Raw genomic sequence first — 25,529 nt, forward strand, 5'->3', positions numbered from 1 at the left:
ATTCATGGCTGATGAAGATGACGCTCCGGACTGTCCCGATTGTCCCGTCTGTCCCCCAAGCTGGTTAGCCACATTTGCTGACTTAATGTCACTGCTCATGTGTTTCTTTGTATTGCTTTTATCGTTTGCCGAAATGGACGCCTTAAAGTTCAAACGCTTAGCGGGTGAGTTACGCATGGCGTTTGGTGTGCAAACAACCATTAATGCTGATGACCCACCAAAAGGCACCAGTGTGATTGCAAAACATTTTAGCCCGTCAAAGCCAGAACCCACGCCCATCAATGAGATTCGACAATCAACGTCAGACATAACCGAAAGCAGTCTAGAAGTGTTATGCCAAGACGCGGTAACCGCACAAACAGAAGCGCAAGGTGATTCGGGTAAACAAACCCGAGATATCGTCGTGCCCACAGAATCAAAAGCACAAGAAGAAGCAGAAGAGATCGCGTTAGAAATGGCCGGGGAATTAGAAAAAGAAATATCCAAAGGCCAAGTCGAATTAGAAACCCAAGGCAGCAAAATTATTATACGCATCACCGAGAATAGTTCGTTTAAAGGCGGTAGCTCCTTTGTAGAAGATGCCTTTTTACCCGTGCTGGATAAAATTCGAGAAGTATTGGTTGAAGTGCCAGGGCGCATCAGTGTCGAAGGGCACACAGATAATACGCCGCTTGGCGGAGGGGGCCGTTATCGTTCGAATTGGGAATTGAGTGCTGCGCGTGCGGCATCGGTTGCGCAGTATTTGTTTGTGGCACCAGAAATGGATGAAAAGCGATTTATGGTGGTGGGTCATGGCAGCGTGCGTCCGCTTGTTGATAATAAAACCGCTGAAAACCGCACTAAGAATCGCCGGGTGGAAATCATCATTGTGAAAAGTGCACCAAAAGATAATGATGATGAGCCTGAGATGAACCCAGAAGATAACCCGTTTTCAGATAAGTTAAATTCGAAACCGGATGACTTTGGCTTAGATCCGGACGAAATATTTTAAGGAGGACATTTTTAATGGCAGAAGAGCGTCGCCGTTTTTTTCGAATAGACGATGAGGTTGCCATTTGTTTTCATGCGCTAGATGAAGAATACGGTGGTGATAACAATGTCAATACAAACGAACTTGAGGATATGCATCAAGAGTTTCATGTGAGCCTTGAAGTACAAATTCGCCAAGCCATGGTGGATGTTCGCGCTCAATACCCAAAGCTTGCACCGCTATTAGATTTAATGAATCAAAAAATTAATTTATTGCACGCAAGTGACGCCTCTGCTGAAGATTCACCTGTATTAAGAAAAGCAAATTTGAGTGCGTGTGGCGTTGCGTTTACTTGGGGTGAAACATTAGCCATTAACCAGCAATTAATGGTCAGTATTTATTTGCAACCCAACCACGAACTGATTCGCAGCACCGCCCATGTGGCGGGTATAGACCCCAATCCCGATTACCCTGATACATCAGCAGAGCCTCATATTGTGCGTTTAGATTTTGATGATATGCATAATGCGTTTCAAGAGGTGTTAATACAGCACGTAGTGCAAAGACAAGGGTATCAATTACGCAAAAAGTTGGATGATCAAAGCTAACGGATTTAGTGTGTTTTCCTGTAATGCTGTTTGATCGTATTTTGCCAAATGAAAGCGTTCTTATTTTGTTGCTGGCGTTCAACCTTTCTTTTTACTTAATGACTTCTTTTTAACGTTATCTTCGAATGCACCGGAGGCAGCGAGTCCCATTAACCGGCGAAATTTAGGGCATTCAATATGACTAGGAGCCGAGCACACGGCGGCATGCTGCAAGCCGTTACGCAGCGTCGTTAGTTTTTTGATGGTGTTATCAAGTTCGTCAGCTTTGTCGATTAGTTGTTGCCGATTAATTTGTGGGGTGCCATCCGTACCTAGCATTGGAGCAATTTCATCTAATGAAAAACCGGCCGAACGCCCCAATGCAATCAATGCTAACTGCTCTAGTACACTGGCTTTGAACACCCGTCGTAAGCCACGACGGCCCACCGACATGATGAGTCCTTTTTCTTCGTAATATCGCAATGTTGAGGCTGCAATACCTGAACGTTTGGCAACTTCGCTGATATCCATAAATCACCCCTTGACTTCAAGTTAACTTGAGGTTGTAAGCTAGCACTCAGTTACAACAAACACAAATTTAGGAGGTAAGCATGAATGATGTGATTTTCATTTTATTGATGGGCATAGGAGCAACAGCGCTTATGGACGTATGGGGGGTTATCCGCAAATCCTTGCTGGGTGTACCTTCGCCTGATTATGGCATGGTCGGGCGCTGGTTTTTACATATGCCGCGAGGGCGTTTTCATCATCAAACTATCGCAGCGTCTGCTGCCATTAAGGGCGAAAATATAGTGGGCTGGACGGCACATTACTTAATTGGGGTCGTATTTGCGGCGTTGTTGATTGTTATGTTTGGGGCGTCATGGATGCAGCAGCCAACCATTATACCAGCGCTGTTGGTGGGTGTTTTCACCATAGTCGCGCCTTTTTGTTTGATGCAGCCCGGCATGGGGGCGGGTTTCGCTGCTAGCCGAACACCAAAACCTAATTCGGCACGATTGCAGAGCCTGATTACACATACCGTGTTTGGTTTTGGGTTGTATTTATCAGGGTTGATGGCGCATTTTTTGTTGATGAATTAGACATGACTCGTTTCTATATTGGATAAACAAGAAGATTAAATAGTAGAGCGCTTACCAACCTCATTGTGGATATTGCAGTGGATATTCCGTTATTCGGTGATCCGCTGCATGACTCATCGCAGTGCTCGTGAAGGAGGGTGTTTTGCCGTAATCAGCTCTATGCAGCAAAAAGATCGGGTAAAACCCCATAAGCACTTGATTATGCAGCTAAGCTTGTCATATTAATCGCCTAAAAATTCAACCGATATGACCCTGAGCGTGTATAATCCCCGCCTATGAAAAAAAACAATCCAGAAACAAACTCTAAAAAACTCGCCGATCCATTTGCCAAGCGCGAAGCGGATAAATACGACAACCCCGTGGCCAGTCGTGAACTCATCCTTGAAACCCTAGAAAACCACCCGATACCGCTGGATCATATGCAGCTGGTGGAACATCTTCATGTTGAAGGTGAAGATCAAATCGAGGCCATGCGTCGTCGCTTAATCGCCATGTGCCGTGACGGCCAATTAGTTGAAGATCGCCGTCGCGCTTACACTCCAATGAGCCAAGTGCCCATTGTTCAAGGTCGCGTACAGGGCCACAAAGATGGCTATGGCTTCCTAATTAAAGACGAAGGGGGCGATGACTTGCACCTTTCTGCTAAGCAAATGCGTAAAGTATTTGATGGCGACAAAGTCACCGTAAGACTTGCCGGTGCGGATAATCGTGGTAAGCAAGAAGCGATCATTGTTGATGTTATTCAACGTAACACCCATCAACTTGTGGGTCGCTTTTATACACAAGGCGAAAGCGCTTATGTGGTGCCGGATTCTCGCCGTGTTACCCAAGAAATTATGATTCCTAGCATGGAAATGAATGGCGCTAAAAACGGCCAATTTGTGGTGGTGGACATTACGCACCAGCCCGATACCCGTCAGTTAGCACTTGGCAAAATCATTGAAGTACTGGGCGATCATTTAGCGCCGGGTATGGAAATCGACATCGCGCTGCGCAGCCATGACATTCCGTTTGTGTTCCCTGACGCGGTTGAGCAACAAGTTGCTAAAATCAACGCTGAAGTTGAAGAAGACGATAAGCAGTTCCGTATGGATCTGCGTCAGCTGCCATTTGTGACCATTGACGGTGAAGACGCCCGTGATTTCGATGACGCGGTATTGGCTGAATACAATTCAGACACCAAAGGCTGGCGCTTATTTGTTGCCATTGCCGATGTCAGTCACTATGTGCCGGTGAATTCACCACTGGATATCGAAGCGCCAAAACCGTGGTAACTCGGTGTATTTCCCTGAGCACGTTGTGCCTATGCTGCCAGAAAAACTCAGCAACGGTTTATGTTCACTTAATCCCCATGTTGACCGTTTATGCATGGTATGTGAAATGGACATCAGCGCGGCGGGTGAAATCACGCATTATAAATTTTATGAAGGGGTCATGCACAGTCATGCCCGTTTAACCTACAAGCTGGTAGGCAAAATTTTAGAAGACGAGCATGGTGACGAAGGGCAAATCTTGCGAGAGCAATATGCTGGCATCGTACCTCAACTTGATACGCTTTATGATTTATATAAATCATTAAAAGCGTCTCGTGGCGAACGTGGCGCTATTGAGTTTGAAACCGTTGAAACGCGCATTGTGTTTAATTCGGATCGTAAGATCGAAGACATTGTGCCAATACAACGTAACGATGCGCATAAAGTAATTGAAGAATGTATGTTGTGTGCTAACGTGGCCACAGCGCGCTTCTTACAAGAACATAAACAGCCAAGTTTGTATCGTGTACACCAAGGGCCAAGTGAGCAAAAGCTTGAGAACTTAAAGCAATACTTAAATGAAAGTGGCATTACATTATCTGGTGGTTTGAAGCCATCACCAAAAGACTTTCTTGAAGTGATGCGTCAAATTGTGGATCGTCCTGATGCACACTTGATTCAAAGTATGTTGCTGCGCTCTATGAGTCAGGCGGTGTATCAGCCTGATAACGAAGGGCACTTTGGTTTGGCTTACCCTGCGTATACGCATTTCACATCCCCAATTCGTCGTTACCCTGACTTAATGGTGCACCGTGCTATTCGTCAATTGATTCGCAGTGACAATCAAGAAGAACGTTTACTGGATACCATTCGCCGTGCAGAAGGCGCGAGTGTCATCAGCAAAAAAGATATCTACCCATACGATACGGCGGCGCTGTTACAATTTGGTGAGCAGTGTTCATTAACCGAACGCCGTGCCGATGACGCGACCCGCGACGTGATGGATTTCTTAAAATGCGAATACATGCGCGACCATGTTGGTGAAACTTTTGAAGGCGTAATTAGTACCGTAACCAACTTCGGTATTTTTGTGCAGCTTAAAGATTTGTACATTGAAGGCTTGGTGCATGTTACTAATCTAACCAGCGACTTCTATCAGTTTGATCCTGTGCGCATGTTGCTACGTGGAGAGCGCTCTGGCCGAGTGTTCCGCATGGGCGATACAGTTGAAGTGATCGTGAGTCGTGTTGATTTAGATGATCGTAAAATCGATTTTGAAATGCTGGGCGCGGGCAATGATGGTGCTTCAGGAAAAAAAGGTAAGCCACGTACATCAAGTGGCAAGCGCACCATTGGCTCAGTACGTAAACGTAAACCTGCGTTAACAACGTCGGGTGATAGCGATTCGAAAGACCCTTATGCCAAAGCCAAAGCGGATAAAAAAAAGCTGATGGATGAAGCAAAAGGCGACGCTAAAAAAAAGAAAAAGCCCAGTAAGCGCCAAAAAGCCTAAACAATGCAAAAAAGAAAGCCACCACTAAACCGGCTAAAAAGAAAAAGTAGAGATTCAATACCCTTATGAGTGATGAAATTGTTTTTGGTATTCACGCAGTCAGCAATGTTTTAAAACGCTCAAGCGAGCGTGTGCGTGAAATGTATGTGCAGCAAGGCCGTGACGATGAACGTTTACAAGAATTGTTCACACTGGCTAAGCAACACGGCATTTCGGTACAAGTGGTTAAAAAGCCCTTTTTAGACGAAAAAGCCGAAGGCAATCATCAAGGCATCGCTATCAAAGTGAAAGCCGCTCAGGTCAAAGGGGACAACGACTTACAGCGTCAACTGGATAGTTTAGACGAACCTGCTTTTTTACTTATTTTAGACAATATCACCGACCCGCATAACTTAGGTGCGTGTTTGCGTACTGCGGATGCGGCGGGGATACATGCTGTCATTGCGCCAAAAGACAAAGCAGTGGGCATTACCTCTACGGTGAGCAAAGTGGCGTGTGGTGCGGCGGAAACCGTACCGTTTTATCAAGTGACGAATCTTGCTCGTTGTTTAAAAGAGCTACAAGAGCGTGGTATTTGGTTGTATGGCACGGCCGGTGAAGCCAGCGAGTCTGTGTATAAAACGGATCTAAAAGGGCCGGTTGCCATTGTTATGGGCGCTGAGGGTAAAGGGCTACGCCGTTTAACGCGTGAAGCCTGTGATCACCTTATCCACATCCCGATGAAAGGGGATGTCAGCTCGTTAAATGTGTCAGTGGCAACCGGCGTGTGCCTGTTTGAAGCACTGCGCCAACGTACTCCAATCTAAATTAATTCCTTTTAAATAAAGGCACTTAGCCTTTTTTTGTCTACTCTTAGTGTATTGCTGCATACATTAAGAGTGTCTTTCTTGCTATTTATTACCCTTCTTAAATTACACCTCCAACTTTACCCTTATTGGGCTGTGCATCCATGACGTCTTACGGTTTATCAGGACGCTTAGCCATACTCATGGTGGTAGCCACTCTCATCATGCAGTTAGGCCATGGCCTCTATCGATTCTCTGTCGATGTAGCCGAAGCAAAACAACAAAGTATTGATGATATTGATCGGTTAGTGACGAGTCTTCAACCAGCGCTCGCTGAAGCTTTGTATCAATACAATGAACCCCTATCTGACAAATTACTAAATGTGTTTTCTGGTTCGGATTCGGTTCAAACTGTTTGGTTATTGGATCAAGACGGCACGGGGCTAGGAATTTGGGCGCGTGCAGGCGTAGATATTGAAGAGAATGCTGCCGATGAACAATATGAAGTCACTTGGCCATTAACGTATGAACAATCGTATATTGGCAGTTTGGTAATATTGGTGAGTATGAGCGTGGTGGAGCAGGCAGCTATTGATCAGACTTGGAACGTCATACTTTTTTCAGTCATGATTGGTTTATTTGCATTATTGTTATTGTATTTTGTTGCACAAAAGATGGTAACTCGACCTGTGGTGTCGCTATCTAATACGGTGAGCGTTATTAAAAGTAACGCCTTTACCAAAGAGGATGTGGATGTCCTTGATAGTGTCCATGCTCATTATGAAATAGAAACACTCAGGCTGACTATCAAAGGCATTTTGTATGAATTAGCAGAGCATCTTGGTCGCAATGAGCAAGATATGATGAGCTTAAAAGAATTTAGTTCGACACTTGAAGAGCAGGTAATCAAGCGCACAATTGAGTTAGAGCAAGCGAAAGAAAAAGCAGAAGTGGCCAGCCGAGCAAAAACAGATTTCTTAAATGTTATCACTCACGAATTACGTACCCCACTAAATGGGGTGTTAGGGTTTTCCGGTATTTTAAAAAATAGAGCGCTAGCAGAAAAAGATAAACAGCTGGTTCAAGGTATCGAAGAAGCAGGGCAAGGTTTGTTAGTTTTGCTAAACGATATTATCGATTTTGTTGCGTTAGAAAGTAAAGCGTTGGATTGTCAAATATTCTCTGTGTACGATGCGCTGTCATCGGCATTTAATGAACAAAAAAGTGCGGCTCAGCAAAAAAACTTAGAATACAGTTTAGAGGTTGATAGCAGCCTTACATTACAAGGGGACGCTAAGCGATTATCAGTTTTGACCCGCCAACTATTATCAAATGCAATAAAATTCACGGACAGTGGGTCGGTTACTTTATCGTGTGTTCGAGAATCTAGTGGTCATGTTTTAGTTAGCATTACTGACAGCGGCATCGGTATGGATGACAGTTGCTACGGCACCGTTAGCTCTGAAATGTTTATGCAAGAAGCGTTTACTCAAGCACAGCAAGGGCTTAATCGTAGTAATGAAGGTTTAGGGTTGGGCTTGGCTATTGTTGGGCGGATTTGTAAAAAATGGCCAGCAAAAATACACTTTGAGAAAAACACACCACAAGGCACAAAAGTGTGTGTCGAGTTGTCAGATGTTATAAGCGAACAATAACGTTAAAGCTTTAACTGTTCGCGTAATTGTTGTAAATGCTGTTTATTTTCCGTGCGAGTCATGGGGGTTGTTATTTCAGCAGGCAAGGCTTTTTCCATGGGGATATCCAGCTTCTCACCTTTGATTACACGCTCACACAGCATTTCATAGTTACGCTTAAATACAGGGAATACTTTGTCTTTGGGCTCGCTGGATAGAAAAAACCAGTCGGTGGCGAGTCCTGCAAAATACACGGCAGGGTGACTCCAGATAAATGTTTTTTTGGGTTGAGGCGCGCGGCACGCTTCTATGTAAGCACTCTCTGCACCCAGTAGCCCAAAAATATCGTAAGCATTCTCACAATATCCCCGGAACGTTGCAAGGTTAGGCAAGTAACGCTCATGTTGAATGACTTGCTCGGCGGCTTTTTGGATTAATGGTGCAGGAAAGTCAGCAAGGTTTTTTAACCACAAGCGCATGGCGGCTGTCGAGCTTTCAACGTTTGGATACGCAGCATTGAATTGATTGCCATAATTGATGCGCATTAATTCAAATGACGCAGCCAAAGATGACTTCAGCTCTTTAGAGATCGTTTGCCCAGCTGAGGTCGGTGACTCTTTCGGCGATGCTTGTACTTGCAATGTAATCTCGTTGAGAAGTTGCGGCGTTACCTTGCTGACCATTTAAGCGCTTACTCCATAAGTGTTTGGCATGTTGTAAAAACTTGCTATTCCAAGAGGTGTGCAGCTGATTACTGTCACGCCAGTATAAAACAAATTCTGGCACGATGCTTTGCCCAAAATTGCGATCAATACTCGCCATTGCCAAAATTTCAAATACATCTTCAGATGGCGCCCAGCCATCGGTCATGGGTACAGGGTCACTCGGGTGAGCCAAGCTCGAACTAAAGCGTGCCCACTGGCGGCGAACCCACGCGACAAACTTAGTGTTCCAAGTATCGTGCGCATCCCCTTTTTCTTTCCAATATAAAATAAATTCGCTAATGCAGTCTTGAATGAAGCTTGGATCGACACCTGCTTTTTGCAGGATCTCTAAGGTGCTCTCTTCAGGCTGCCACTCGGGCGTCATTTGCATCTTACGATTGGCATCCCCCTGAAACACAGCAGGGTGACTTTGGTCTTCTTTATTGCGTTTGTTGACCCAGCGAATAAACATGGTGGACCAACTGGCCGCTAAAGTGCCTTGGCTCTGATGGTGATAGACAAATTCTTTCACTTGAGCCTGTGCATAACGTTTGGTGATGCCCAGTGTTTCTGCAATATAACGCATGGTCTCATGGTCAGGTTGCCAATTGCCGGCAATGACGTTTTTGTACTGCTGTTGAGACTGCTTATAGGCATGTTCGGTTTTACTTTGTTGGCTACTGGCAGGCGCTTTGGCTTGGAAACTATAAAAAAGCTGATCACTTTGGCCAAACGGCGGGCTGTTGTAATGCACAACGCCCTTATCGGACAGGTTCTTTAAAATACGCTTAATCTGGCTATCATCCCAAAAGGGTAACCATTTACGCAGCGTGGTTTTATTGATGAACTGCCAATCCGCATCATGGGGCTGTGCGCCATCGTTAAGGGCTTGTAAGACAATGGCTTCTTCAAGACCTATGGTGGCGGCAAGGCTAGGTGAAACCACTAGCATGCGTTCTGGAATTAAACTATGACCCATAATTACTACGTATTCATCTAAAAAGCGGTACAATGCCAGGGGATTTGCAGGGTATAACTGCACGACTAGGCTAAAGTATTTGTATTAAATTACCTAGGACATTTCTTGTATTAGGTAACAAAAACCAGTTGGCATCTAGCCAAGGTGCGGTCACAAAGTATGCATCGAGCTTAAAGCAGATAGGCTGCAAATTTGAACCCGCGAGTATAACGCATTTTTATCGGACAGGCAGTATGGCAAGAGCCACACAAGCAATTATTGATCTACACGCACTGCGTGAAAACTATCAACTGGCTAAGCGCAGCGCACCTAATAGTCATGCCTATGCGGTGGTGAAAGCCAATGCTTATGGGCATGGTGTCGCACAGGTGGTCAACGCACTATCGCCCACCGCGGATGGTTTTGCTGTGGCGTGTGTGGATGAAGCCGTCACGCTACGTGAGCTAGGGCTGCTTCTGCCAATATTGGTCTTAGAAGGCCCAATGGACCTCCAAGAATGCCAAACTGCGCTCGATCTTGACCTAGAGTTAGCGGTGCATAATCAAGCACAAGTGGCTTGGTTATCGTCATTAAGCGGCGGTGCTGTTCATATTTTTGTAAAAGTGGATAGCGGCATGCATCGTTTAGGGTTTGCGGTGCAAGATGTTCCCGGTGTTGTGAGTCAATTGCGGTCTTTGAGTGTGGTTAATAGTATTCAGCTTATGAGCCATTTTGCGTGTGCTGATGAGGTCGGCCATCCATTTGTTGAACAGCAAATTCGTGCTTTGCAGTCTTTAACCGCCATGAAATTACCAATGAGTTTGTGCAATAGTGCCGCCGTCATGACGCTACCCCAGTGCCACCATCAGTTAATTCGTCCTGGCATTATGTTGTATGGATCAAGTCCTATTGTGGATAAAACCGGCCCTGAATTGGGCTTATTACCCGTGATGACATTACAAAGTGAGATCATCGCCCTGCATGACATTCGCGCAGGTGAAAGTGTTGGTTATGGTCAAGCGTACGTGGCAGATAAAGATTGCCGTATCGCGGTTGTGGCGATTGGTTATGGTGATGGGTACCCGCGTAGTGCTAAAAGCGGGACCCCCGTATTGATTCGTGGCCAGCACAGACCGATTGCGGGGCGAGTTTCTATGGACATGATCACAGTAGATGTTACCGGTATGGATGTGTCATTAGGTGAAACGGTCACCCTGTGGGGCACAGGCTTAAGTGCCGATGTGGTCGCCAAACACTGCGATACTATTTCTTATGAATTATTTTGTCAGATGACCCAGCGTGTGAAAGTTCGTTATTTGGGCAGTTAATTATATTTAGGCACTTTATCAGTGCTTAAAATCGTCTACGCTTTACTTAAGTAGTTGAATAAACAATTGTTTACAAAAAGCCCCATTTATCGGCCTTTTTGTTATGATACGCCTCCAAATTCAGCGGTGTTGTTATCAAACAACTTCGCAGCCCTACCGATTACTTTTACAAAAAGTGAAGGTGCAAAGCAGCGCAGGTAGCGGGCCAGTTTTTATTAAAAGTAGAGCGTGGAAACGATGACAGTCAAAACGGTAGATGTCTTACTGGTCGGTGCAGGTGCTATGAGTAGCACGCTTGCCATGATCCTCAAACAACTAGACCCATCTTTAAAAATATGTGTAGTAGAGCGCTTAAAAAGCGTCGCAAAAGAAAGTACCGATGGTTGGAATAATGCAGGTACTGGCCACGCGGCTTACTGCGAATTAAATTACACCCCGCAAGATGATGAGGGGAATGTAAATATCTCTAAAGCGTTAATGATTAACTCTATGTTTGAGTTGTCGTTGCAGTTTTGGAGTCACCTTGTTAAAACTTCCGTGTTACCCAATCCTCAAGAATTTATTAATCGCACACCTCACTTAAGCTTTGTGTGGGGCGAAGAAAATGTTCAATTTTTGAAAAAACGTTTTGAGTTAATGAGCGCTCATCATTTGTTTAAAGGGATGCAGTACAGCGAAGATCCTGAGCAACTTTTGCAATGGATGCCACTCATCATGAAAGGCCGTGATCCAAAAGAACCGGTTGCCGCGACATTTATGCCTCATGGTTCAGATGTGGACTTCGGTTCCCTTGCCCGCTACATGATGGCACATCTAGTTGAACAAGAAGATTTCGAATTAATCTTAAACCATGATGTTGAAGACCTGCAGCGTTCAAGCCAAGGTGGCTGGTCGGTCATTGTGGAAGATCGCGAGAGTGGTAAACAAAGCCGCATTCGCTCTAACTTTGTATTTTTAGGCGCAGGTGGCGGAGCGTTACCGTTATTACAAAAATCGGACATTCCAGAAAGCGAAGGCTATGGCGGCTTTCCTGTTAGTGGTCAATGGCTAGTGTGCAGTGATACTGAAGTGGCGAAGCAACATCATGCAAAAGTGTATGGTAAAGCGGCGATTGGTGCGCCACCAATGTCGGTGCCCCACCTTGATACTCGTGTGATCAACGGTAAAAAAGCATTATTGTTTGGCCCGTTTGCGGGCTTTACCACTAAGTTTTTGAAGAAAGGGTCGATTCTGGATTTACCGTCTTCGATTCGCGGTAATAATTTAAAACCGATGATGTCAGTCGGTATGAATAATATGGATTTAACCAAGTATCTTATTAGTGAAGTGTTTCAGTCCAACAGTTCTCGCATGAGTGCGTTACGCAATTACTTTCCAAAAGCTAAGAATGAAAATTGGACGTTAGCGGATGCGGGTCAGCGCGTACAGATTATTAAAAAAGATGCCAATGGTGGCGGGAAGTTAGAATTTGGTACTGAAATTGTGGCGGCAGAAGATGGCTCTCTGGCGTCTTTGCTAGGCGCATCACCTGGAGCATCCACCGCAGTACACGCAATGATTGACGTGATTGAGCGTTGTTTCTCGGATCGTTTAGAGAATCATGAGTGGAAAGAAAGGCTTAAAGTCATGATCCCATCTTATGGCGAGTCACTAATTGATGATGCCGAGTTACTCAATCGAGTGCGTGAAGATACACTGACAACCCTAAACCTAAAACCTTAGGTTTATGATGGCCTCGTCTAAATAAGACGAGGCCAGTGTTGTTCAAACTGGCGAGTCTACGCTAGGTCTAAGTATTTTTTATCAGCTATAGTTTCCATACCACCATGATAAGTGGCTTGTGATACTATTCATTTTTTATCAGGGACGCACTCGGAATGCTTTGTTGCATTATTGAGTACTAGTCATATTGCGCTGAAGCAGTAGAATATGGCGATTAATTTTGCTGACTCAAACTTTGCCTATTTCAATGTTTGATTAGCTCTATACATGGAAGGCACCATGGTTCGTATTCTTGTATTACTTTTTATATTTTTAAGTGCGCAATTCACCTTCGCGGAAGATGGGAAAACCCTTGAAAATGACAGCAAAGAGACTTGGGGTTGGCGTACCGCCATGATCACCAGTTTAATGCTGACCATTGCCAATAACCCATTAGACGCAGACGAATTTAGTATAACCCCTATGTCATCAACCGATGTTGGTGGGGTGAAATTTGGTTTTCGGTGGCATCAAGATAAAGTCATGGGGCAACTAGCCGGTGCCGACATCACCCATTACTACTTGTTTGCGTACAATTATTGGCAAAGTACAATCGTAGACGGACAAGAAGGTGTGGTGAATGGCTTAGAGTTTATTCCTGTTTTTCGGTTGAATTGGTCTTATTCCAATATTATAAGCTTTGTTGAGACCTCTGTTGGTGCATCTGTTTTATCACGCAATCAAATTAATGATCGCCAGCTAAGCACGAATTTCCAGTTCTCTAACTCTTTGGCATTTGGTGGATATTTTACGCCTCAATCCACCTGGACCGTTCAGCTTCAACATTATTCGAATAACAGTATCAAGCTACCTAATAACGGTATCAACTTTTATAATATAAACTTTGCTTTTCGCTATTAGGCTGGTGTTGATAGTCATTCTATAAACAAAGCCTATACTCAGTACTTGCTGCGAGGGTTCTCATGCGAGTACTTATTCTCTTTTTATCTCTAAGCTTTTCTTCGTACATATTGGCGTGCTCACAGCCAATAACCATTAATTATGCACCATTTGTAAGCTTGTTAGTGGTTGAAAAATTCTTTGGTGATTTTCATCTTAAGCTGCGTAAAGAATCCGGCTGCGAGGTGAAATACAGTATTCAAAAAAATTTTGATGACTTTCTCATTGCATTATTTGAACGCAAACACACCCTTGCCATCGTGCCCGGCCCATATTTCAACGTATTAAAACAGCTGAACTATTCTGTAGTGGCATCCCAAATAATCAAAGGTCCGAGGCAAATCTATTTGATAGCCCATAAAAAAAGCCCGTTAACAGGCTTAGGCGACTTAATAGGGAAAGATGTATTTGTGAATAGCCCGCTATCGGCAAGTGGAAGTTCTTTTTTACAGCATGTGGATGAATTGAACCTGTTAGGCCATATTCATTTTGATCAACGCAGCTTTTATGACAGCATGATTTTGTCTTTACTTAAGGGCGAAGGCGATGCCGCGGTTGTCATTGAGGAATATTGGTTTTCTTTAAATCAAGTAGTGCGTGATAGCCAATTAAAGATTATAGAGAAACTGGATGCGCCGGCCTCCACTGAATTCATTATCTTAAAAGAGAGAGTCTCTTTAGCGCCTGTCATTTTTGATGCTTTACAGGCTAGCTTCTTTAAATGGGGAACCGGTAATAAACGGGCTATCGGGACACCGCGTCTAGAAGCGTTATTGCAACGTAAGTTGCAGCAGTATCAGCAAGAGCAGAACGCAGTAAAGCTTAACTAGTTGTTCTTTTACTTATTCTTTTCTAAGTAATCAATGGCATTAAACACCGACTTTTCGACGCGCTCATCAATTTCAATGTGTTCCTGTGCCGACATATAAAATGCCAGATCCACCTCATGGCGATAGTAGCGGGTGGGAAGGTTATTTAATGCAAGACAGGCAAGGTCGATGAGCTGCTCTTGACTATAACCCTTAGGCTGAGCAATGCGGCTGATGGCATCAACCACTTTATTTTCATAGTAATTCTGTATTTGATCGCTAATTGACATGATCAGGTCCTGTTGGATTTTAATATGAGTATAGTTGATGAACCTCAGTTATGCGGAGACATAGACTGATATCTGGTTGTGAGGCCAGAGGCTAGTATAAGAGCGCCAACCAGATGAAGGGTTGGCTGGCTGTGAGTTTTATTGCAATCAAATTATCAATCGATTGATCACTAAAACAGTGGCTCGATAATCGTTTTAGACAGTAGTGAATTACTAATAAAGCAGTGGTCATGAGCCTTTTGATGCATTTTCTCTATGTCTTCTTGTGAGGGCTTTTTATCCCCAATGAATACAACTTTAGGGTGTAAAGACACTTCACTCACATACTGCTTACCCTCAGTATTGGTTTCGACTTTTGCGGTGGCGGTATCTTCATAGCGTTCAACGTGCAGGCGCTTCTTTGCTGCTAGCGCCAAGAACGTTTGCATGTGGCAACTGGCTAGACTGGCTGCCAGCATTTGCTCGGGGTCGATGAAGGCAGGTGTGTTGGCACCTGACATGGGCACGGTGTGACCAGAGATGAGTCCATGATGGCTGCGCTCAAAACCCTCATGACTAAACTCCCCTTGTTTATGCCATGCAATACTGGCGGTATGCTCACTCATGATGACTCCTTTGTGTAAATGGATTTAGCCTGGGTATTGATTGCTGGACACTTCAACTTTATGAACGGTGCCGCTCCAGTTATCGAAGCCGCCTTGCAGCATGTGAATATTCTCAAATCCCATTTTTTGTAATAGGTCTGCGGCCAACGTTGAGCGTCCTCCATTTTTACAATAGACCATAATGGGCTGTTTAAAATCTTGTAGAGCAGGGTGATTACCCACCATGAACTCAAGTAACCCTCTTGGGATATGCACCGCTTGTGGTAAATGGCCCATGTCAAATTCACTGGGTTCGCGTACGTCTAGCATCGTCGCGCCACTGTTGATTAAGCTTTCAGCTGCTTGGGCATCTATGATGTGCAGGTTTTGGCGCGCATCGTTGAGTAGGTCATCTTTAGTAATGGCCACGTTTTTCTCCTGCTAATATTAGTTATACCTAATGTAATATGATGACTGTGCGAAGGCAATAGGCAAGATTGGGCGAGCCAATGGGCCGTGTTAGACTGGCGAAAGAGGAGTACACATGTTTGATCAAAAAGATTTATTAGCCCTTGCCAATATGCCCATGCCGTTTGGTAAATATCAGGGTCGAGTATTAGTGGATTTACCAGAAGAATACTTATTATGGTTTCAGCACAAGGGGTTCCCGCAGGGCCGTTTAGGTATGCTATTAGGGTTATGTTTAGAAGTTAAAATCAATGGCCTAGAAGAAATATTAAACTCCGCTACGGGGCAAAACATACGTGGTTAATGAATGAGTCTAAGCTGCCTCACTCAGATGGGTTTCTCCTATGATATCGTGCGCTCTAAACGCAAAAGTGCCGCGATTCATGTACGTGCAGGTAAAGTCGAAGTGCGGATACCTCACTTTGTGGCCGATCAATGGGCCATTGAGTTCCTGCATAGTAAGCAAGCTTGGGTGAATAATAAATTGGCAGAACAAGCCAAAAGCCAACAACTACGGCCGACTCTTGCACAGGGTGAACCGTTGTTATGGTTGGGCGAGCCATGTGTGCTAAGCCTCAATGTTGGGCCGCGTGGCGTTACCCTTAAAGAGGGGACTCTTATTGTTGGCGCACAAGACGCTGAAACAATGCAACCTGCTCTTGAGCGCTTTTTTAAGCTACAGGCGAGCGCTTATATGGTGCCGCGCACCAAGGCATTAGCCAAACAATACGGGTTAGAGCATAAGCTTACGCAGGTGAAATTCCGCCGTACAAAAACCAAGTGGGGTCATTGCACCTCAAAAGGTGATATCCAATATAATTGGCTGATTATGGGCGCGCCTGTAGGGGTCATTGATTACTTAATTTGCCATGAAGTTTGCCATTTACAGCACCCTAACCACAGCCAAGCATTTTGGCAGTTGGTCGCACGCCATTGCCCTGATTATAAACAGCAGCAAGCTTGGTTAAAGCAAAATAGCATTCGGTTAAGCTGGTGTTGAATGTGAGATGAGATCGAGTTTTTGTGCGCGAGACAGCTTCTTGATGGCAGCTTCTCGTTTGCAAGCACTTGAGCGGCACGCTTGTGATTCTTGATAGGCTAAGCGCACGGGCCTTCTTACTTTTGTGTACTTGGCCCCTTTGCGAGGGCAGTGGTTATGCTCATTTAGACGGCGCTCAATATTCGTTGTCACGCCTGTATACAGGGTATCGTCAGCACATTTGAGCATGTATACAAACCAGCTCATGCTATTTGCTATCTTTTGTTAAAAACTTATCCACATACCAGCAGCTTGCTTGTAATGCATAGCCTTTGCTTTTCGCCCAAGTAAGCCCTGCATGTACCAGAGCCTCTGCATGCCCTTGTCCACGGTGGCGAGGGGGGACATAGGTACGAGTAAAATCCAATCGATTGTTGTCCAATACTTGATACTCAAGCACAGCGGCATCATCTGCCACAGGAATAACAAAACGGCTTTGTTCAACCTGATGATCAATCGTGAATGTATGGGGGCTCATATTGGTTTCCTTTCAAAGGAGGCATCATTGTACCTTTCATTTATACTTATGCCATAAGCTGAGTAAAGGACGCTAAATGAAAACATTATTATTGGTGTTCCATACACCCTCGCCAAATACTCAGGCAATGGTTGATGCGATGGTGAGTGCAATACACGGATTGTCTTTATCGAACCTAACCCTCAGTGTCAAAGCGCCACTGGATGCCACTGCGCAAGATGTGCTGGATAGCGATGCTATTATATTAGGGACCACTGAGAATTTGGGATATATGAGTGGTGCTCTAAAAGATTTTTTTGATCGTATCTATTACCCATGCTTAGAGTTAAAACAAGGGCTGCCAGTGGCCGCCATTGTTCGGGCGGGTCATGACGGCACAGGCACATGCCGTGCATTACAGACCATTTTGACCGGGCTGCGCTGGCGTTGGGTGCAAGACATTGTTGTGTGTAAAGGGCCCTGGAAAGACGCATTCATTACAGACTGCGAAGATTTAGCACAAGGCATGGCCATCGGTTTAAGCGAAGGTATTATTTAAAGGAGGTCATTTGACTATTTACCGATTTTTGTGGGTTATATTGGTTTATTGCGTGTTTGCAATGCCGCTTCAGGCACAAACGTTATCGATTCGTGCGGATTACTGGTACCCCATGAATGGTGATCCTAAGAGTGATAAACCCGGTTACATGATTGATTTGGCCAAAGCGATTTTTGAGCCTCATGGTATTACAGTTGATTATCGATTAATGCCTTGGTCTCGCGCGATACAAGAAACTAGATTAGGGCGAAATGATTGTGTGGTGGGTGCTTATAAATCGGATACGCCTGATTTTTTATTTACCAGCGAGCATTGGGGTGTTGATAAAATCTCTTTTTATAAGTTTGCAAAAGATAACTGGCGATACAAGGGTGATACGAAGGACTTAATAAATCGAAAAGTGGGCATAATTAATGATTATTCTTATGGTAAGGCATTAGATGAGGTATTTGTAAAAATGAATGTTCAAAGTGCTAAAGGGGATGGCGCATTAGAAATCAATATTAGAAAACTATTATCAGGTCGTATTGATACCACCATTGAGAGTCATTATGTGATGGTGGCAAAATTAATGGATATGAATCTAAGTGATCAAGTCATCAGTGCAGGGGATACTCAACAAGGTGAACCAATGTATATTGCTTGTAGTCCTAACGCCACACGCACAAAAAAGTTTATAGAGATTATGAATAAAACATTGCCGCAATTAAAAAAGTCAGGCCGGTTTAAACAAATATTGCAAAAATACAATATTGAAAGCTGGTAGGTGATGTATCTTAGTTACTGATTCTCCACTTATTGATGTGCATATTATCACTGGATTTTTAGGCGTTGGTAAAACCAGCTGTATTCAGCACTTAATCAAGCATAAACCTCGTAATGAACGTTGGGCCATATTAGTGAATGAATATGGACAACAAGGCATAGACGGTAGTTTGTTTCATGCAGACGAACTCATAGTAAAGCAAGTTGCTGGCGGGTGTGCATGTTGCGCAGCGTTACTGCCATTTCAAACAGCGCTGAATCAACTAATACGCCACGAAAAACCAGATCGAATTTTTATCGAACCCAGTGGCTTAGGCCATGTGGATAATATTGCAAAGCTATTGCAAAATGACAGCTATAAAACACGGTTAATGCTTAATGCCGTTGTTTGCCTGATTGACCCACGTCATCTATCGCAACCTAAATACCGTTATCATGAATTATACTTACGCCAATTAAATACAGCCGATCTGTATGTTGCCAATAAATGTGAGCTAGCAGCGGATAACGATTTAGTATTATTTGATGAATTGTGTTTAGAGCGTAATCGAAATAATTTGAAAGTCAGACATGCAGAACTCAACTTAATCGATATTGAAAAACCGGCGATTAAAAAAACAAACCCATTACAACTTTATAATCAAACAACGGCATTTCATACAAAAACCTTGAACATTGATAATGAACAGTATGATGTATCACCTTTGATGCGTGACCTTGTGGCGTTAGGTTTAACCCGTATTAAGGGCTTGCTTGTTATGAATGATCAAATAGCCGCTATTAATATTAGTGAGCATGAGTCAAAACTTGAGTATTTTTCAGTGATCAATGATCAAGTAAACCAATCAAGCACAGTAGAGTGTATTGATGTAAAGCCGATCGATATAAATACAATAAGCACGATTATTAATGGTCATAAATGTAATGAATAATTTATCGGTTAGTGAATGGTTTATTGCTAACGAAGCGCTGGTGCGCAGCGGATTTTTCTTTGCAATATTAATTATTATGATGTTTTGGGAAGGGTTGTCACCTAAGCGGCCTCGAACGTTTTCACGATTATTAAGATGGAGTCAAAACATCGCGTTGGTGTTTGTGAATAGTTTTATAGTGAGGCTGTTATTGCCGTTAGCAACCATTGGCGTTGCCCATTATGCACAGCAGCATCAAATTGGGTTATTGTATTATTTTGATGCGAACGCAATAGTTGCTTTTATTCTTACCCTTATATTATTTGATATGGCCATTTATTGGCAGCACAGGCTGTTTCATGTGGTGCCTATGTTATGGGCACTGCACAAGGTACACCATGTTGATCAAGACATTGATGTCACCACTGGCTCACGTTTTCATACGGGTGAAATCATTTTATCGCTGTTGATTAAATTTACGTTAGTGCTATTGCTGGGACCATCGTTATTGGCCGTTATGGTGTTTGAAATCATGCTAAACGCCACTGCGATGTTTAATCATGCCAATGTCGCGTTACCTAAAACCTTGGATAAAGTACTTAGATTATTCATGGTGACACCTGATATGCATCGAATTCACCACTCAACAATTTTGGATGAAAGTAATCGTAATTTTGGCTTTAACTTGAGCTGCTGGGATCGAATATTTAATAGCTACCAAGACCAGCCCATTAAAGGGCATTTGGGTATGACAATTGGCGTTGAAGGCTATAAACAAGCTAAGCAAACTCAGTATTTACCCGGTATGCTATGGCTGCCGTTCGCAAAAAAAGTAGGCTCTAAAGCTGATTCAAACAGTGAGGGCCACAAGCAGTAATAGGAGTTATAATAATATGACTAATTGAATGTATTGTGCGTTTATATTGAACTAAGCAATATCAATGGCCTCAAATACGTTTGTTGCACTTATGTTTGGTATGACTTTGACACAGGGTGATGCCAAGGTAATAATTAGCATACGTTCTGCATTATTTTAACCATAATGCTAAATCATAGTTCTAAACCATAGGTCGGTTATGAAATCACTTAACATCACATTGCTGTGCATGATGCTACTAATACAAGGTATTAGTCAGAGCTATGCGTCGCAAATGATGTCTGCAAGTGCGACCACACCCTCTAAAATGCTCATGGACAATATGCCGTGTCATGACGCTACCATAGATTCAGCAATGACCATGAGCGACTGCTGCGATGAAAATTGCCAATGCCATGCAATGGCGTCCGCTATGTTCATAAATACACTGACGTTTGCCCATGTGTCATCAAGTTCAAGCGTTCATTTTTATAAAGCCTCTTCATTTTCTTCTTTTCTTAAAAGCCTTTATCGCCCACCCATTATTGCTTAACACACTCTAGTTGCATCTAAAAATTGTCTTTTGTTTATAAAGTGTTGTTACGTTATGTTGAAAAAAACGGTTTTAATACCTGTATTTACGTTTTTGCTGGGTGCGTTATTGACCATTGTGTTGGTCTCGCGTGAATCAGGCTCGTCTCAAAAAAATGAGAGCCAAGAGCCGCTGTATTGGGTGGCGCCGATGGATGCCAATTACCGAAAAAATGCACCAGGCAAATCTCCAATGGGCATGGATCTTATACCGGTTTATGACAATGCTAATCAAGATCAACCTGTTGGCACAGTGTCTATTTCGCCCCAAATTGAAAATCAGCTTGGTGTGAAAACAGCCTCTGTTGTGCATGAATCGTTGCATCAAGTACTCGATGTCGCTGGGTTTTTGCAATATGACGATACCAGCGTTCAGCATTATCATAGTCGTACCAATGGCTGGATTGAAAAACTGTATGTCTATAGTGTTGGGGATAAAATCAAGCAAGGTCAAAAACTGTACGACTTGTATAGCCCAGAGCTTGTCTATGGCCAAGAAGAATTTATCGGAGCGCTTAACACTGGCAACAAGCGATTGTTGCAGTCATCTCGTTTAAAGCTTAAAGCATTGGGTGTTAACCGTGAACAAATTGCTTTGCTCGAAAAAACCAAAAAAGTAAAACAGAATCTAACGTTTTACGCTAAAAAATCAGGCTATGTATCACACTTGAATGTGCGTGAAGGTATGTATGTTCAACCGCAAATTGAAATGCTTGCCACAGCGGATTTATCCACCATTTGGGTGCTTGCTGAAGTGTTCGAATCACAATTAGTTTGGCTTGATGTCGGCCTGCCTGTGACCATGTCGTTAAAAGCATTTGCAGGGAAAAATTGGCAAGGAAAAGTAGATTACATTTTTCCTAACGTTAATGCGATAAACCGCACACAGCAAGTACGAGTCGTATTCGATAATCCTGATCTCATCTTAAAACCCAATATGTTTGCACAATTAAATATTCAAACTAAACCCTTACCCGCAAGCTTATTGGTGCCCAGTAACGCGATTATCATAACTGGTACAAACGAGAGAGTGGTTTTGTCATTAGGTGACGGGCAGTATCGCTCTGTTATTGTCACTACAGGTAAACAGTCTCAAGGTTTAACTCAAGTTTTAACCGGGTTAAAGCAAGGTCAGCGTGTTGTGACGTCTGCCCAGTTTTTAATTGATAGCGAATCGAATATTACCGCGGAATTAGTTCGTATCGACACACCAAAACAAGACAGTATTGATCGTGTTTGGGTGCATGGCACCGTGCAAGCTATCGAGCCTGACGCGCTCACCATCGCCCATGAACCAATAGAAAAATGGCAATGGTCCGCAATGGTTATGTCCTTACCGATTGATGAACATGTGGATATATCAACATTAAAAGTAGGCGATGAAATTGGTTTTTGCTTAGATGAATTTGAAAACAAGCAATATGTCATCTCTCATGTAGAGCCGCAAACATCTATCAATATTGGCGCAGCGGCTGATCGAGTTAACATGCAGCATGCAAAACCTAAACAAGGTATGCAGCCATGATTGCGTCTATTATTCAGTTATCCGTGACTCATCGTATTTGGGTGCTTATGGTGACAGCCAGTTTGGTCATTGCTGGGGTAATGAGCGTTAAACAAACCCCAATTGATGCCATTCCTGATTTATCAGATGTACAGGTTATTATTAAAACCTCTTATCCTGGTCAAGCACCACAAGTAGTGCAAGACCAAGTGACCTACCCATTAAGCACCGCTATGTTAAGTGTGCCAAAAGCCACCACTGTGCGCGGTTTTAGTTTTTTTGGTGACAGTTACATATATATCATTTTTGAAGATGGCACTGATATGTATTGGGCGCGTTCGCGGGTACTTGAATATTTAAGTCAAGTCAGCTCACGTTTGCCCGATGGCGCGCAGCCAGAATTAGGGCCAGATGCAACGGGTGTTGGTTGGGTGTTTAATTACGCATTAGTTGACCCTACTGGGGAGCATGACTTAAGTGAATTGCGATCACTGCAAGATTGGTTTTTAAAATTCGAGTTACAAACAGTACCCGGTGTTTCGGAAGTGGCTACCGTTGGCGGCATGGTTCGTCAGTATCAAGTGGAAATAGACCCTCAAAAACTACGAGCTTATGGTTTGCCGTTGTCACATATTAATACGGCTATTCGGCAAGCCAATCAAGAACGTGGTGCTTCTGTATTAGAAATGGCAGAAGCTGAATACATGGTACGTATTCATGGTTATTTAACCAATATACAAGATATTAAAAATATCCCCTTAGGTGTGAACTCACAAGGAACATCATTACTACTTGATGATGTGGCAAGGATCACAATAGGACCGCAAATGCGCCGTGGTATTGCCGAGCTAAATGGCGAGGGCGAAGTAGTCGGTGGTATTGTGGTTATGCGTTATGGCGAAAATGCGCAAGCCACCATTGAAAAGGTAAAGAAAAAATTAGAGCAACTTAAAAGCAGTTTGCCCGATGGTGTTAAAATTGTCGTGACGTATGATCGCTCGAACCTGATTCAAAGCGCCATTGATAACTTAATGGGCAAATTATTCGAAGAATTTTTAGTCGTCTCAATCATTTGTTTGATCTTCCTGTTTCAGTTTTTCGCTCATCGTTAGTGGTATTAATTAGCTTACCTGTCGCTATTTTGTGTGCGTACATTGTGATGTATTTGCAAGGTGTTAATGCGAATATTATGTCATTAGGTGGCATTGCGATCGCCATTGGTGCCATGGTTGATGGCGCCATTGTTATGATTGAAAATGTACATAAGCATTTTTCAAAACAGGCAATCACCAATAAAAATCGTTGGCAAGTAATTGTTGAAGCCAGTCAAGAAGTGGGGCCGGCCATATTTTTTTCGCTGCTTATTATTACCTTAAGTTTTTTACCTGTATTCACCTTAGAAGCACAAGAAGGTAAATTGTTTTCGCCCTTAGCGTTAACAAAAACCTATGCAATGGCGATGGCGGCTGCTTTAGCCATTACATTAGTGCCGGTATTGATGGGTTACTTTATTCGAGGCCATATTAGAGACGAAGCGCATAATCCGATTCATCAAATATTTTTGGCCATGTATAAACCATTGTTACGCGTGTGCTTAAAATATAATAAAACCGTATTAATAAGCGCTTTACTGCTTTTAACTGCAGCCGTGTATCCATTGAATCAAACGGGTAGCGAGTTTATGCCACCGTTGGATGAGGGGGATTTAATGTATATGCCCACAACGTACGCGGGTATATCCATTGGTAAGGCTCGTCAAATTTTACAACAGACCGATAAGCTGATTAAAACGATTCCAGAGGTAGACACGGTGTTTGGTAAAGTTGGCCGAGCCGAAACCGCCACGGATCCTGCGCCCTTAACTATGATAGAAACCGTTATTCAGTTTAAGCCAAAATCCCAATGGCGAGACGGAGTGAGTGCAGAAAGCTTGCAGCAAGAATTAAATCAGTTGATTGATTTTCCGGGGTTAACCAACGCGTTTGTTATGCCCATTAAAACCCGTATCGATATGCTGGCTACGGGTATTAAAACCCCAGTGGGCATTAAGGTTTCAGGGCCAGATCTAGCTGTAATAGAAAGCATAGGTAAAGATATTGAGCGTGAGCTTAAAAAGCTTGAAAAAACACGCTCTGTTTATAGTGAGCGTGTCATTGGTGGGCGTTACATTAATATAAAAATAGACCGTCAAAAAGCCGCTCGCTACGGGTTAAATATTCAATCTTTACAAAATACGGCCCAAGCCGCGATTGGTGGCATTAATGTCACCCAAACCATCGAAGGGTTAGAGCGTTATCCTATCAATGTACGATATGAGCAACGCTATCGTGACAATATTGAAAAACTAAAGCAGTTGCCCATTTTAACGGATAATAATATTTATATTCGTTTAGCTGACGTCGCCAGTATTGAAGTGAATGATGGTGCGGCCATGATAAAAAGTGAAAACGCGCGTTTAAATGGGTGGAGTTATATTGATATTCACGGAGATGACTTAGCGGGTTATGTAAAGCAAGCGCAGCAACAATTACAACAAACATTAGAATTACCTACAGGGTATTCACTTGCATGGACAGGGCAATATGAATACTTATTAAGAGCTCAGCAAAAACTGAGCATTGTTATGCCTATAACCTTGTTTGTCATTATCGTGTTGTTGTATTTAAGTTTAAAACGAATATCTGATGTATTAATGATTTTACTCACTGTGCCATTTGCATTAGTAGGCGGCATTGGGTTGGTTTATATATTGGGGTTTCAATACAGCGTAGCGGTGGCGGTGGGTTTTATTGCACTAGCCGGTGTTTCGGTTGAAATAGGTATATTGATGCTGTTGTATTTAAATCAAACATGGCAGCAATGTATTGATGAATCGCAACGTGGTGTAGATGTAAAACAGCTGATGGTGGCCGTTGAAAACGGGGCCAGTGCAAGGTTGCGCCCAATATTGATGACATCGTTATCGAGCATAATAGGGTTGCTGCCTATTATGTTTGCAAGTGGCACGGGCTCAGAGGTCATGCAACGTATTGCCGCGCCCATGGTGGGCGGCATGGTATCAACATTGGTGTTGTCTTTATTGCTGTTGCCGGTTTTATTCTTTGTGATTAAAAAAAGAAAATTGGCTAGCACTTAACATGCGTTACTAATTGGCAATTCATAAAAAATCCCGCTGACTATTAGGCAAGCGGGCTTTTTTT

The 25,529-nt window shown here is 43.3% G+C and carries 27 protein-coding genes and 1 pseudogene; 20 read left to right on the forward strand and 8 right to left on the reverse strand.

Annotated elements, in window-relative coordinates; all coding sequences use genetic code 11:
• The first annotated feature begins 4 nt into the window (after window positions 1-4).
• Window positions 5-991 carry a flagellar motor protein MotB gene (locus ACU6U9_RS08380; protein ID WP_446734579.1) on the forward strand — a complete coding sequence of 329 codons (987 nt, stop codon included), beginning with the start codon at window positions 5-7 and terminating at the stop codon, window positions 989-991.
• Window positions 992-1,005: 14 nt separating this feature from the next.
• A complete protein-coding gene (locus ACU6U9_RS08385) occupies window positions 1,006-1,578 on the forward strand; it encodes a hypothetical protein (protein WP_446734580.1) in 573 nt (190 codons plus the stop codon).
• Window positions 1,579-1,656: 78 nt separating this feature from the next.
• Here the strand turns inward: ACU6U9_RS08385 and ACU6U9_RS08390 are convergent, their stop codons facing one another.
• Window positions 1,657-2,088, reverse strand: a complete 432-nt coding sequence (locus tag ACU6U9_RS08390; RefSeq protein ID WP_446734581.1) for a helix-turn-helix domain-containing protein — start codon at window positions 2,086-2,088, stop codon at window positions 1,657-1,659.
• Between the two features lie 80 nt (window positions 2,089-2,168).
• On the opposite strand from ACU6U9_RS08390, the gene ACU6U9_RS08395 reads away from it, so the two are divergent.
• The 5 genes from ACU6U9_RS08395 to ACU6U9_RS08415 all read left to right on the forward strand — a co-directional run bounded on the left by ACU6U9_RS08395 (window position 2,169) and on the right by ACU6U9_RS08415 (window position 7,866).
• Window positions 2,169-2,660, forward strand: a complete 492-nt coding sequence (locus ACU6U9_RS08395) for a DUF2938 domain-containing protein (protein WP_446734582.1) — start codon at window positions 2,169-2,171, stop codon at window positions 2,658-2,660.
• 275 nt (window positions 2,661-2,935) lie between these two features.
• Window positions 2,936-3,934, forward strand: coding sequence for an RNB domain-containing ribonuclease (locus ACU6U9_RS08400; protein WP_446734583.1), 999 nt, complete (start codon window positions 2,936-2,938; stop codon window positions 3,932-3,934).
• Between the two features lie 4 nt (window positions 3,935-3,938).
• Complete coding sequence (locus ACU6U9_RS08405) at window positions 3,939-5,426, forward strand: ribonuclease R family protein (protein ID WP_446734584.1); 1,488 nt, start codon at window positions 3,939-3,941, stop codon at window positions 5,424-5,426.
• A 65-nt stretch (window positions 5,427-5,491) separates the two neighbouring features.
• Window positions 5,492-6,232, forward strand: coding sequence for a 23S rRNA (guanosine(2251)-2'-O)-methyltransferase RlmB (gene rlmB, locus ACU6U9_RS08410; RefSeq protein WP_446734585.1), 741 nt, complete (start codon window positions 5,492-5,494; stop codon window positions 6,230-6,232).
• Window positions 6,233-6,375: 143 nt separating this feature from the next.
• A complete protein-coding gene (locus ACU6U9_RS08415; RefSeq protein ID WP_446734586.1) occupies window positions 6,376-7,866 on the forward strand; it encodes a sensor histidine kinase in 1,491 nt (496 codons plus the stop codon).
• Between the two features lie 2 nt (window positions 7,867-7,868).
• On the opposite strand, the gene ACU6U9_RS08420 is transcribed toward ACU6U9_RS08415, so the two are convergent.
• Together ACU6U9_RS08420 and ACU6U9_RS08425 are read right to left on the reverse strand one after the other, a co-directional pair.
• On the reverse strand, window positions 7,869-8,486 hold the full coding sequence (locus tag ACU6U9_RS08420) for a hypothetical protein (protein WP_446734587.1): 618 nt from the start codon (window positions 8,484-8,486) through the stop codon (window positions 7,869-7,871).
• Window positions 8,428-9,528 (reverse strand): DnaT-like ssDNA-binding domain-containing protein, encoded by a 1,101-nt coding sequence (locus ACU6U9_RS08425; protein ID WP_446734588.1) that lies wholly within the window; start codon window positions 9,526-9,528, stop codon window positions 8,428-8,430. The genes ACU6U9_RS08420 and ACU6U9_RS08425 overlap by 59 nt, the downstream gene beginning before the upstream one ends.
• Window positions 9,529-9,761: 233 nt before the next feature.
• On the opposite strand from ACU6U9_RS08425, the gene alr reads away from it, so the two are divergent.
• From alr to ACU6U9_RS08445, 4 genes are all read left to right on the forward strand, one after another.
• Complete coding sequence (gene alr / locus ACU6U9_RS08430; RefSeq protein WP_446734589.1) at window positions 9,762-10,835, forward strand: alanine racemase; 1,074 nt, start codon at window positions 9,762-9,764, stop codon at window positions 10,833-10,835.
• A gap of 237 nt (window positions 10,836-11,072) precedes the next feature.
• Complete coding sequence (gene mqo, locus ACU6U9_RS08435; RefSeq protein WP_446734590.1) at window positions 11,073-12,557, forward strand: malate dehydrogenase (quinone); 1,485 nt, start codon at window positions 11,073-11,075, stop codon at window positions 12,555-12,557.
• A 279-nt stretch (window positions 12,558-12,836) separates the two neighbouring features.
• The gene (locus ACU6U9_RS08440) at window positions 12,837-13,457 is read left to right on the forward strand and encodes an acyloxyacyl hydrolase (RefSeq protein WP_446734591.1); all 621 of its coding nucleotides are present in this window, start codon (window positions 12,837-12,839) and stop codon (window positions 13,455-13,457) included.
• A 62-nt stretch (window positions 13,458-13,519) separates the two neighbouring features.
• Window positions 13,520-14,326 (forward strand): PhnD/SsuA/transferrin family substrate-binding protein, encoded by an 807-nt coding sequence (locus ACU6U9_RS08445; protein WP_446734592.1) that lies wholly within the window; start codon window positions 13,520-13,522, stop codon window positions 14,324-14,326.
• 8 nt (window positions 14,327-14,334) lie between these two features.
• Here ACU6U9_RS08445 and ACU6U9_RS08450 read toward each other — a convergent pair whose 3' ends face one another.
• The 3 genes from ACU6U9_RS08450 to ACU6U9_RS08460 all read right to left on the reverse strand — a co-directional run bounded on the left by ACU6U9_RS08450 (window position 14,335) and on the right by ACU6U9_RS08460 (window position 15,608).
• The gene (locus ACU6U9_RS08450; RefSeq protein WP_446734593.1) at window positions 14,335-14,595 is read right to left on the reverse strand and encodes a late competence development ComFB family protein; all 261 of its coding nucleotides are present in this window, start codon (window positions 14,593-14,595) and stop codon (window positions 14,335-14,337) included.
• Window positions 14,596-14,765: 170 nt separating this feature from the next.
• Window positions 14,766-15,200, reverse strand: a complete 435-nt coding sequence (locus tag ACU6U9_RS08455; RefSeq protein ID WP_446734594.1) for an OsmC family protein — start codon at window positions 15,198-15,200, stop codon at window positions 14,766-14,768.
• Between the two features lie 24 nt (window positions 15,201-15,224).
• Window positions 15,225-15,608 (reverse strand): rhodanese-like domain-containing protein, encoded by a 384-nt coding sequence (locus ACU6U9_RS08460; RefSeq protein ID WP_446734595.1) that lies wholly within the window; start codon window positions 15,606-15,608, stop codon window positions 15,225-15,227.
• A 115-nt stretch (window positions 15,609-15,723) separates the two neighbouring features.
• Between ACU6U9_RS08460 and ACU6U9_RS08465 the strand changes: the two genes are divergently transcribed.
• Window positions 15,724-15,951 (forward strand): DUF3820 family protein, encoded by a 228-nt coding sequence (locus tag ACU6U9_RS08465; protein ID WP_446734596.1) that lies wholly within the window; start codon window positions 15,724-15,726, stop codon window positions 15,949-15,951.
• Between the two features lie 3 nt (window positions 15,952-15,954).
• Window positions 15,955-16,647 (forward strand): M48 family metallopeptidase, encoded by a 693-nt coding sequence (locus ACU6U9_RS08470; RefSeq protein ID WP_446734597.1) that lies wholly within the window; start codon window positions 15,955-15,957, stop codon window positions 16,645-16,647.
• Here ACU6U9_RS08470 and ACU6U9_RS08475 read toward each other — a convergent pair.
• The gene (locus tag ACU6U9_RS08475; RefSeq protein ID WP_446734598.1) at window positions 16,633-16,893 is read right to left on the reverse strand and encodes a GIY-YIG nuclease family protein; all 261 of its coding nucleotides are present in this window, start codon (window positions 16,891-16,893) and stop codon (window positions 16,633-16,635) included. The genes ACU6U9_RS08470 and ACU6U9_RS08475 overlap by 15 nt on opposite strands.
• Before the next feature lies 1 nt (window position 16,894).
• On the reverse strand, window positions 16,895-17,164 hold the full coding sequence (locus tag ACU6U9_RS08480; RefSeq protein WP_446734599.1) for a GNAT family N-acetyltransferase: 270 nt from the start codon (window positions 17,162-17,164) through the stop codon (window positions 16,895-16,897).
• A 76-nt stretch (window positions 17,165-17,240) separates the two neighbouring features.
• Between ACU6U9_RS08480 and ACU6U9_RS08485 the strand changes: the two genes are divergently transcribed.
• The 7 genes and pseudogenes from ACU6U9_RS08485 (at window position 17,241) to ACU6U9_RS08515 (ending at window position 25,465) form a co-directional block, all read left to right on the forward strand.
• Window positions 17,241-17,702, forward strand: a complete 462-nt coding sequence (locus ACU6U9_RS08485; protein WP_446734600.1) for a flavodoxin family protein — start codon at window positions 17,241-17,243, stop codon at window positions 17,700-17,702.
• 10 nt (window positions 17,703-17,712) lie between these two features.
• Window positions 17,713-18,468: a substrate-binding periplasmic protein gene (locus ACU6U9_RS08490; RefSeq protein ID WP_446734601.1), complete on the forward strand. Its 756-nt coding sequence runs from the start codon at window positions 17,713-17,715 to the stop codon at window positions 18,466-18,468.
• A gap of 37 nt (window positions 18,469-18,505) precedes the next feature.
• Window positions 18,506-19,399, forward strand: coding sequence for a CobW family GTP-binding protein (locus tag ACU6U9_RS08495; protein WP_446734602.1), 894 nt, complete (start codon window positions 18,506-18,508; stop codon window positions 19,397-19,399).
• Window positions 19,392-20,255 carry a sterol desaturase family protein gene (locus tag ACU6U9_RS08500; protein WP_446734603.1) on the forward strand — a complete coding sequence of 288 codons (864 nt, stop codon included), beginning with the start codon at window positions 19,392-19,394 and terminating at the stop codon, window positions 20,253-20,255. Before ACU6U9_RS08495 ends, ACU6U9_RS08500 begins: the two co-directional genes overlap by 8 nt.
• Before the next feature lie 199 nt (window positions 20,256-20,454).
• On the forward strand, window positions 20,455-20,787 hold the full coding sequence (locus ACU6U9_RS08505; protein WP_446734604.1) for a hypothetical protein: 333 nt from the start codon (window positions 20,455-20,457) through the stop codon (window positions 20,785-20,787).
• Between the two features lie 54 nt (window positions 20,788-20,841).
• Window positions 20,842-22,350, forward strand: a complete 1,509-nt coding sequence (locus ACU6U9_RS08510) for an efflux RND transporter periplasmic adaptor subunit (RefSeq protein WP_446734605.1) — start codon at window positions 20,842-20,844, stop codon at window positions 22,348-22,350.
• Window positions 22,347-25,465: pseudogene (locus ACU6U9_RS08515) on the forward strand (efflux RND transporter permease subunit). The gene ACU6U9_RS08510 and the pseudogene ACU6U9_RS08515 overlap by 4 nt, the downstream one beginning before the upstream one ends.
• The last annotated feature ends 64 nt before the right edge of the window (window positions 25,466-25,529 follow it).

The organism is Pseudomonas sp. HK3 (genome assembly GCF_052920985.1).

Bases quoted from the DNA above. Each gene is read 5' to 3' on its own strand.
- ACU6U9_RS08380 (WP_446734579.1), top strand. From the start codon at position 5: ATGGCTGATGAAGATGACGCTCCGGACTGTCCCGATTGTCCCGTCTGT.
- ACU6U9_RS08385 (WP_446734580.1), top strand. From the start codon at position 1,006: ATGGCAGAAGAGCGTCGCCGTTTTTTTCGAATAGACGATGAGGTTGCC.
- ACU6U9_RS08390 (WP_446734581.1), bottom strand. From the start codon at position 2,088: ATGGATATCAGCGAAGTTGCCAAACGTTCAGGTATTGCAGCCTCAACA.
- ACU6U9_RS08395 (WP_446734582.1), top strand. From the start codon at position 2,169: ATGAATGATGTGATTTTCATTTTATTGATGGGCATAGGAGCAACAGCG.
- ACU6U9_RS08400 (WP_446734583.1), top strand. From the start codon at position 2,936: ATGAAAAAAAACAATCCAGAAACAAACTCTAAAAAACTCGCCGATCCA.
- rlmB (WP_446734585.1), top strand. From the start codon at position 5,492: ATGAGTGATGAAATTGTTTTTGGTATTCACGCAGTCAGCAATGTTTTA.
- ACU6U9_RS08415 (WP_446734586.1), top strand. From the start codon at position 6,376: ATGACGTCTTACGGTTTATCAGGACGCTTAGCCATACTCATGGTGGTA.
- ACU6U9_RS08425 (WP_446734588.1), bottom strand. From the start codon at position 9,528: ATGGGTCATAGTTTAATTCCAGAACGCATGCTAGTGGTTTCACCTAGC.
- alr (WP_446734589.1), top strand. From the start codon at position 9,762: ATGGCAAGAGCCACACAAGCAATTATTGATCTACACGCACTGCGTGAA.
- mqo (WP_446734590.1), top strand. From the start codon at position 11,073: ATGACAGTCAAAACGGTAGATGTCTTACTGGTCGGTGCAGGTGCTATG.
- ACU6U9_RS08440 (WP_446734591.1), top strand. From the start codon at position 12,837: ATGGTTCGTATTCTTGTATTACTTTTTATATTTTTAAGTGCGCAATTC.
- ACU6U9_RS08445 (WP_446734592.1), top strand. From the start codon at position 13,520: ATGCGAGTACTTATTCTCTTTTTATCTCTAAGCTTTTCTTCGTACATA.
- ACU6U9_RS08450 (WP_446734593.1), bottom strand. From the start codon at position 14,595: ATGTCAATTAGCGATCAAATACAGAATTACTATGAAAATAAAGTGGTT.
- ACU6U9_RS08455 (WP_446734594.1), bottom strand. From the start codon at position 15,200: ATGAGTGAGCATACCGCCAGTATTGCATGGCATAAACAAGGGGAGTTT.
- ACU6U9_RS08465 (WP_446734596.1), top strand. From the start codon at position 15,724: ATGTTTGATCAAAAAGATTTATTAGCCCTTGCCAATATGCCCATGCCG.
- ACU6U9_RS08470 (WP_446734597.1), top strand. From the start codon at position 15,955: ATGAGTCTAAGCTGCCTCACTCAGATGGGTTTCTCCTATGATATCGTG.
- ACU6U9_RS08475 (WP_446734598.1), bottom strand. From the start codon at position 16,893: ATGAGCTGGTTTGTATACATGCTCAAATGTGCTGACGATACCCTGTAT.
- ACU6U9_RS08480 (WP_446734599.1), bottom strand. From the start codon at position 17,164: ATGAGCCCCCATACATTCACGATTGATCATCAGGTTGAACAAAGCCGT.
- ACU6U9_RS08485 (WP_446734600.1), top strand. From the start codon at position 17,241: ATGAAAACATTATTATTGGTGTTCCATACACCCTCGCCAAATACTCAG.
- ACU6U9_RS08500 (WP_446734603.1), top strand. From the start codon at position 19,392: ATGAATAATTTATCGGTTAGTGAATGGTTTATTGCTAACGAAGCGCTG.
- ACU6U9_RS08505 (WP_446734604.1), top strand. From the start codon at position 20,455: ATGAAATCACTTAACATCACATTGCTGTGCATGATGCTACTAATACAA.
- ACU6U9_RS08510 (WP_446734605.1), top strand. From the start codon at position 20,842: ATGTTGAAAAAAACGGTTTTAATACCTGTATTTACGTTTTTGCTGGGT.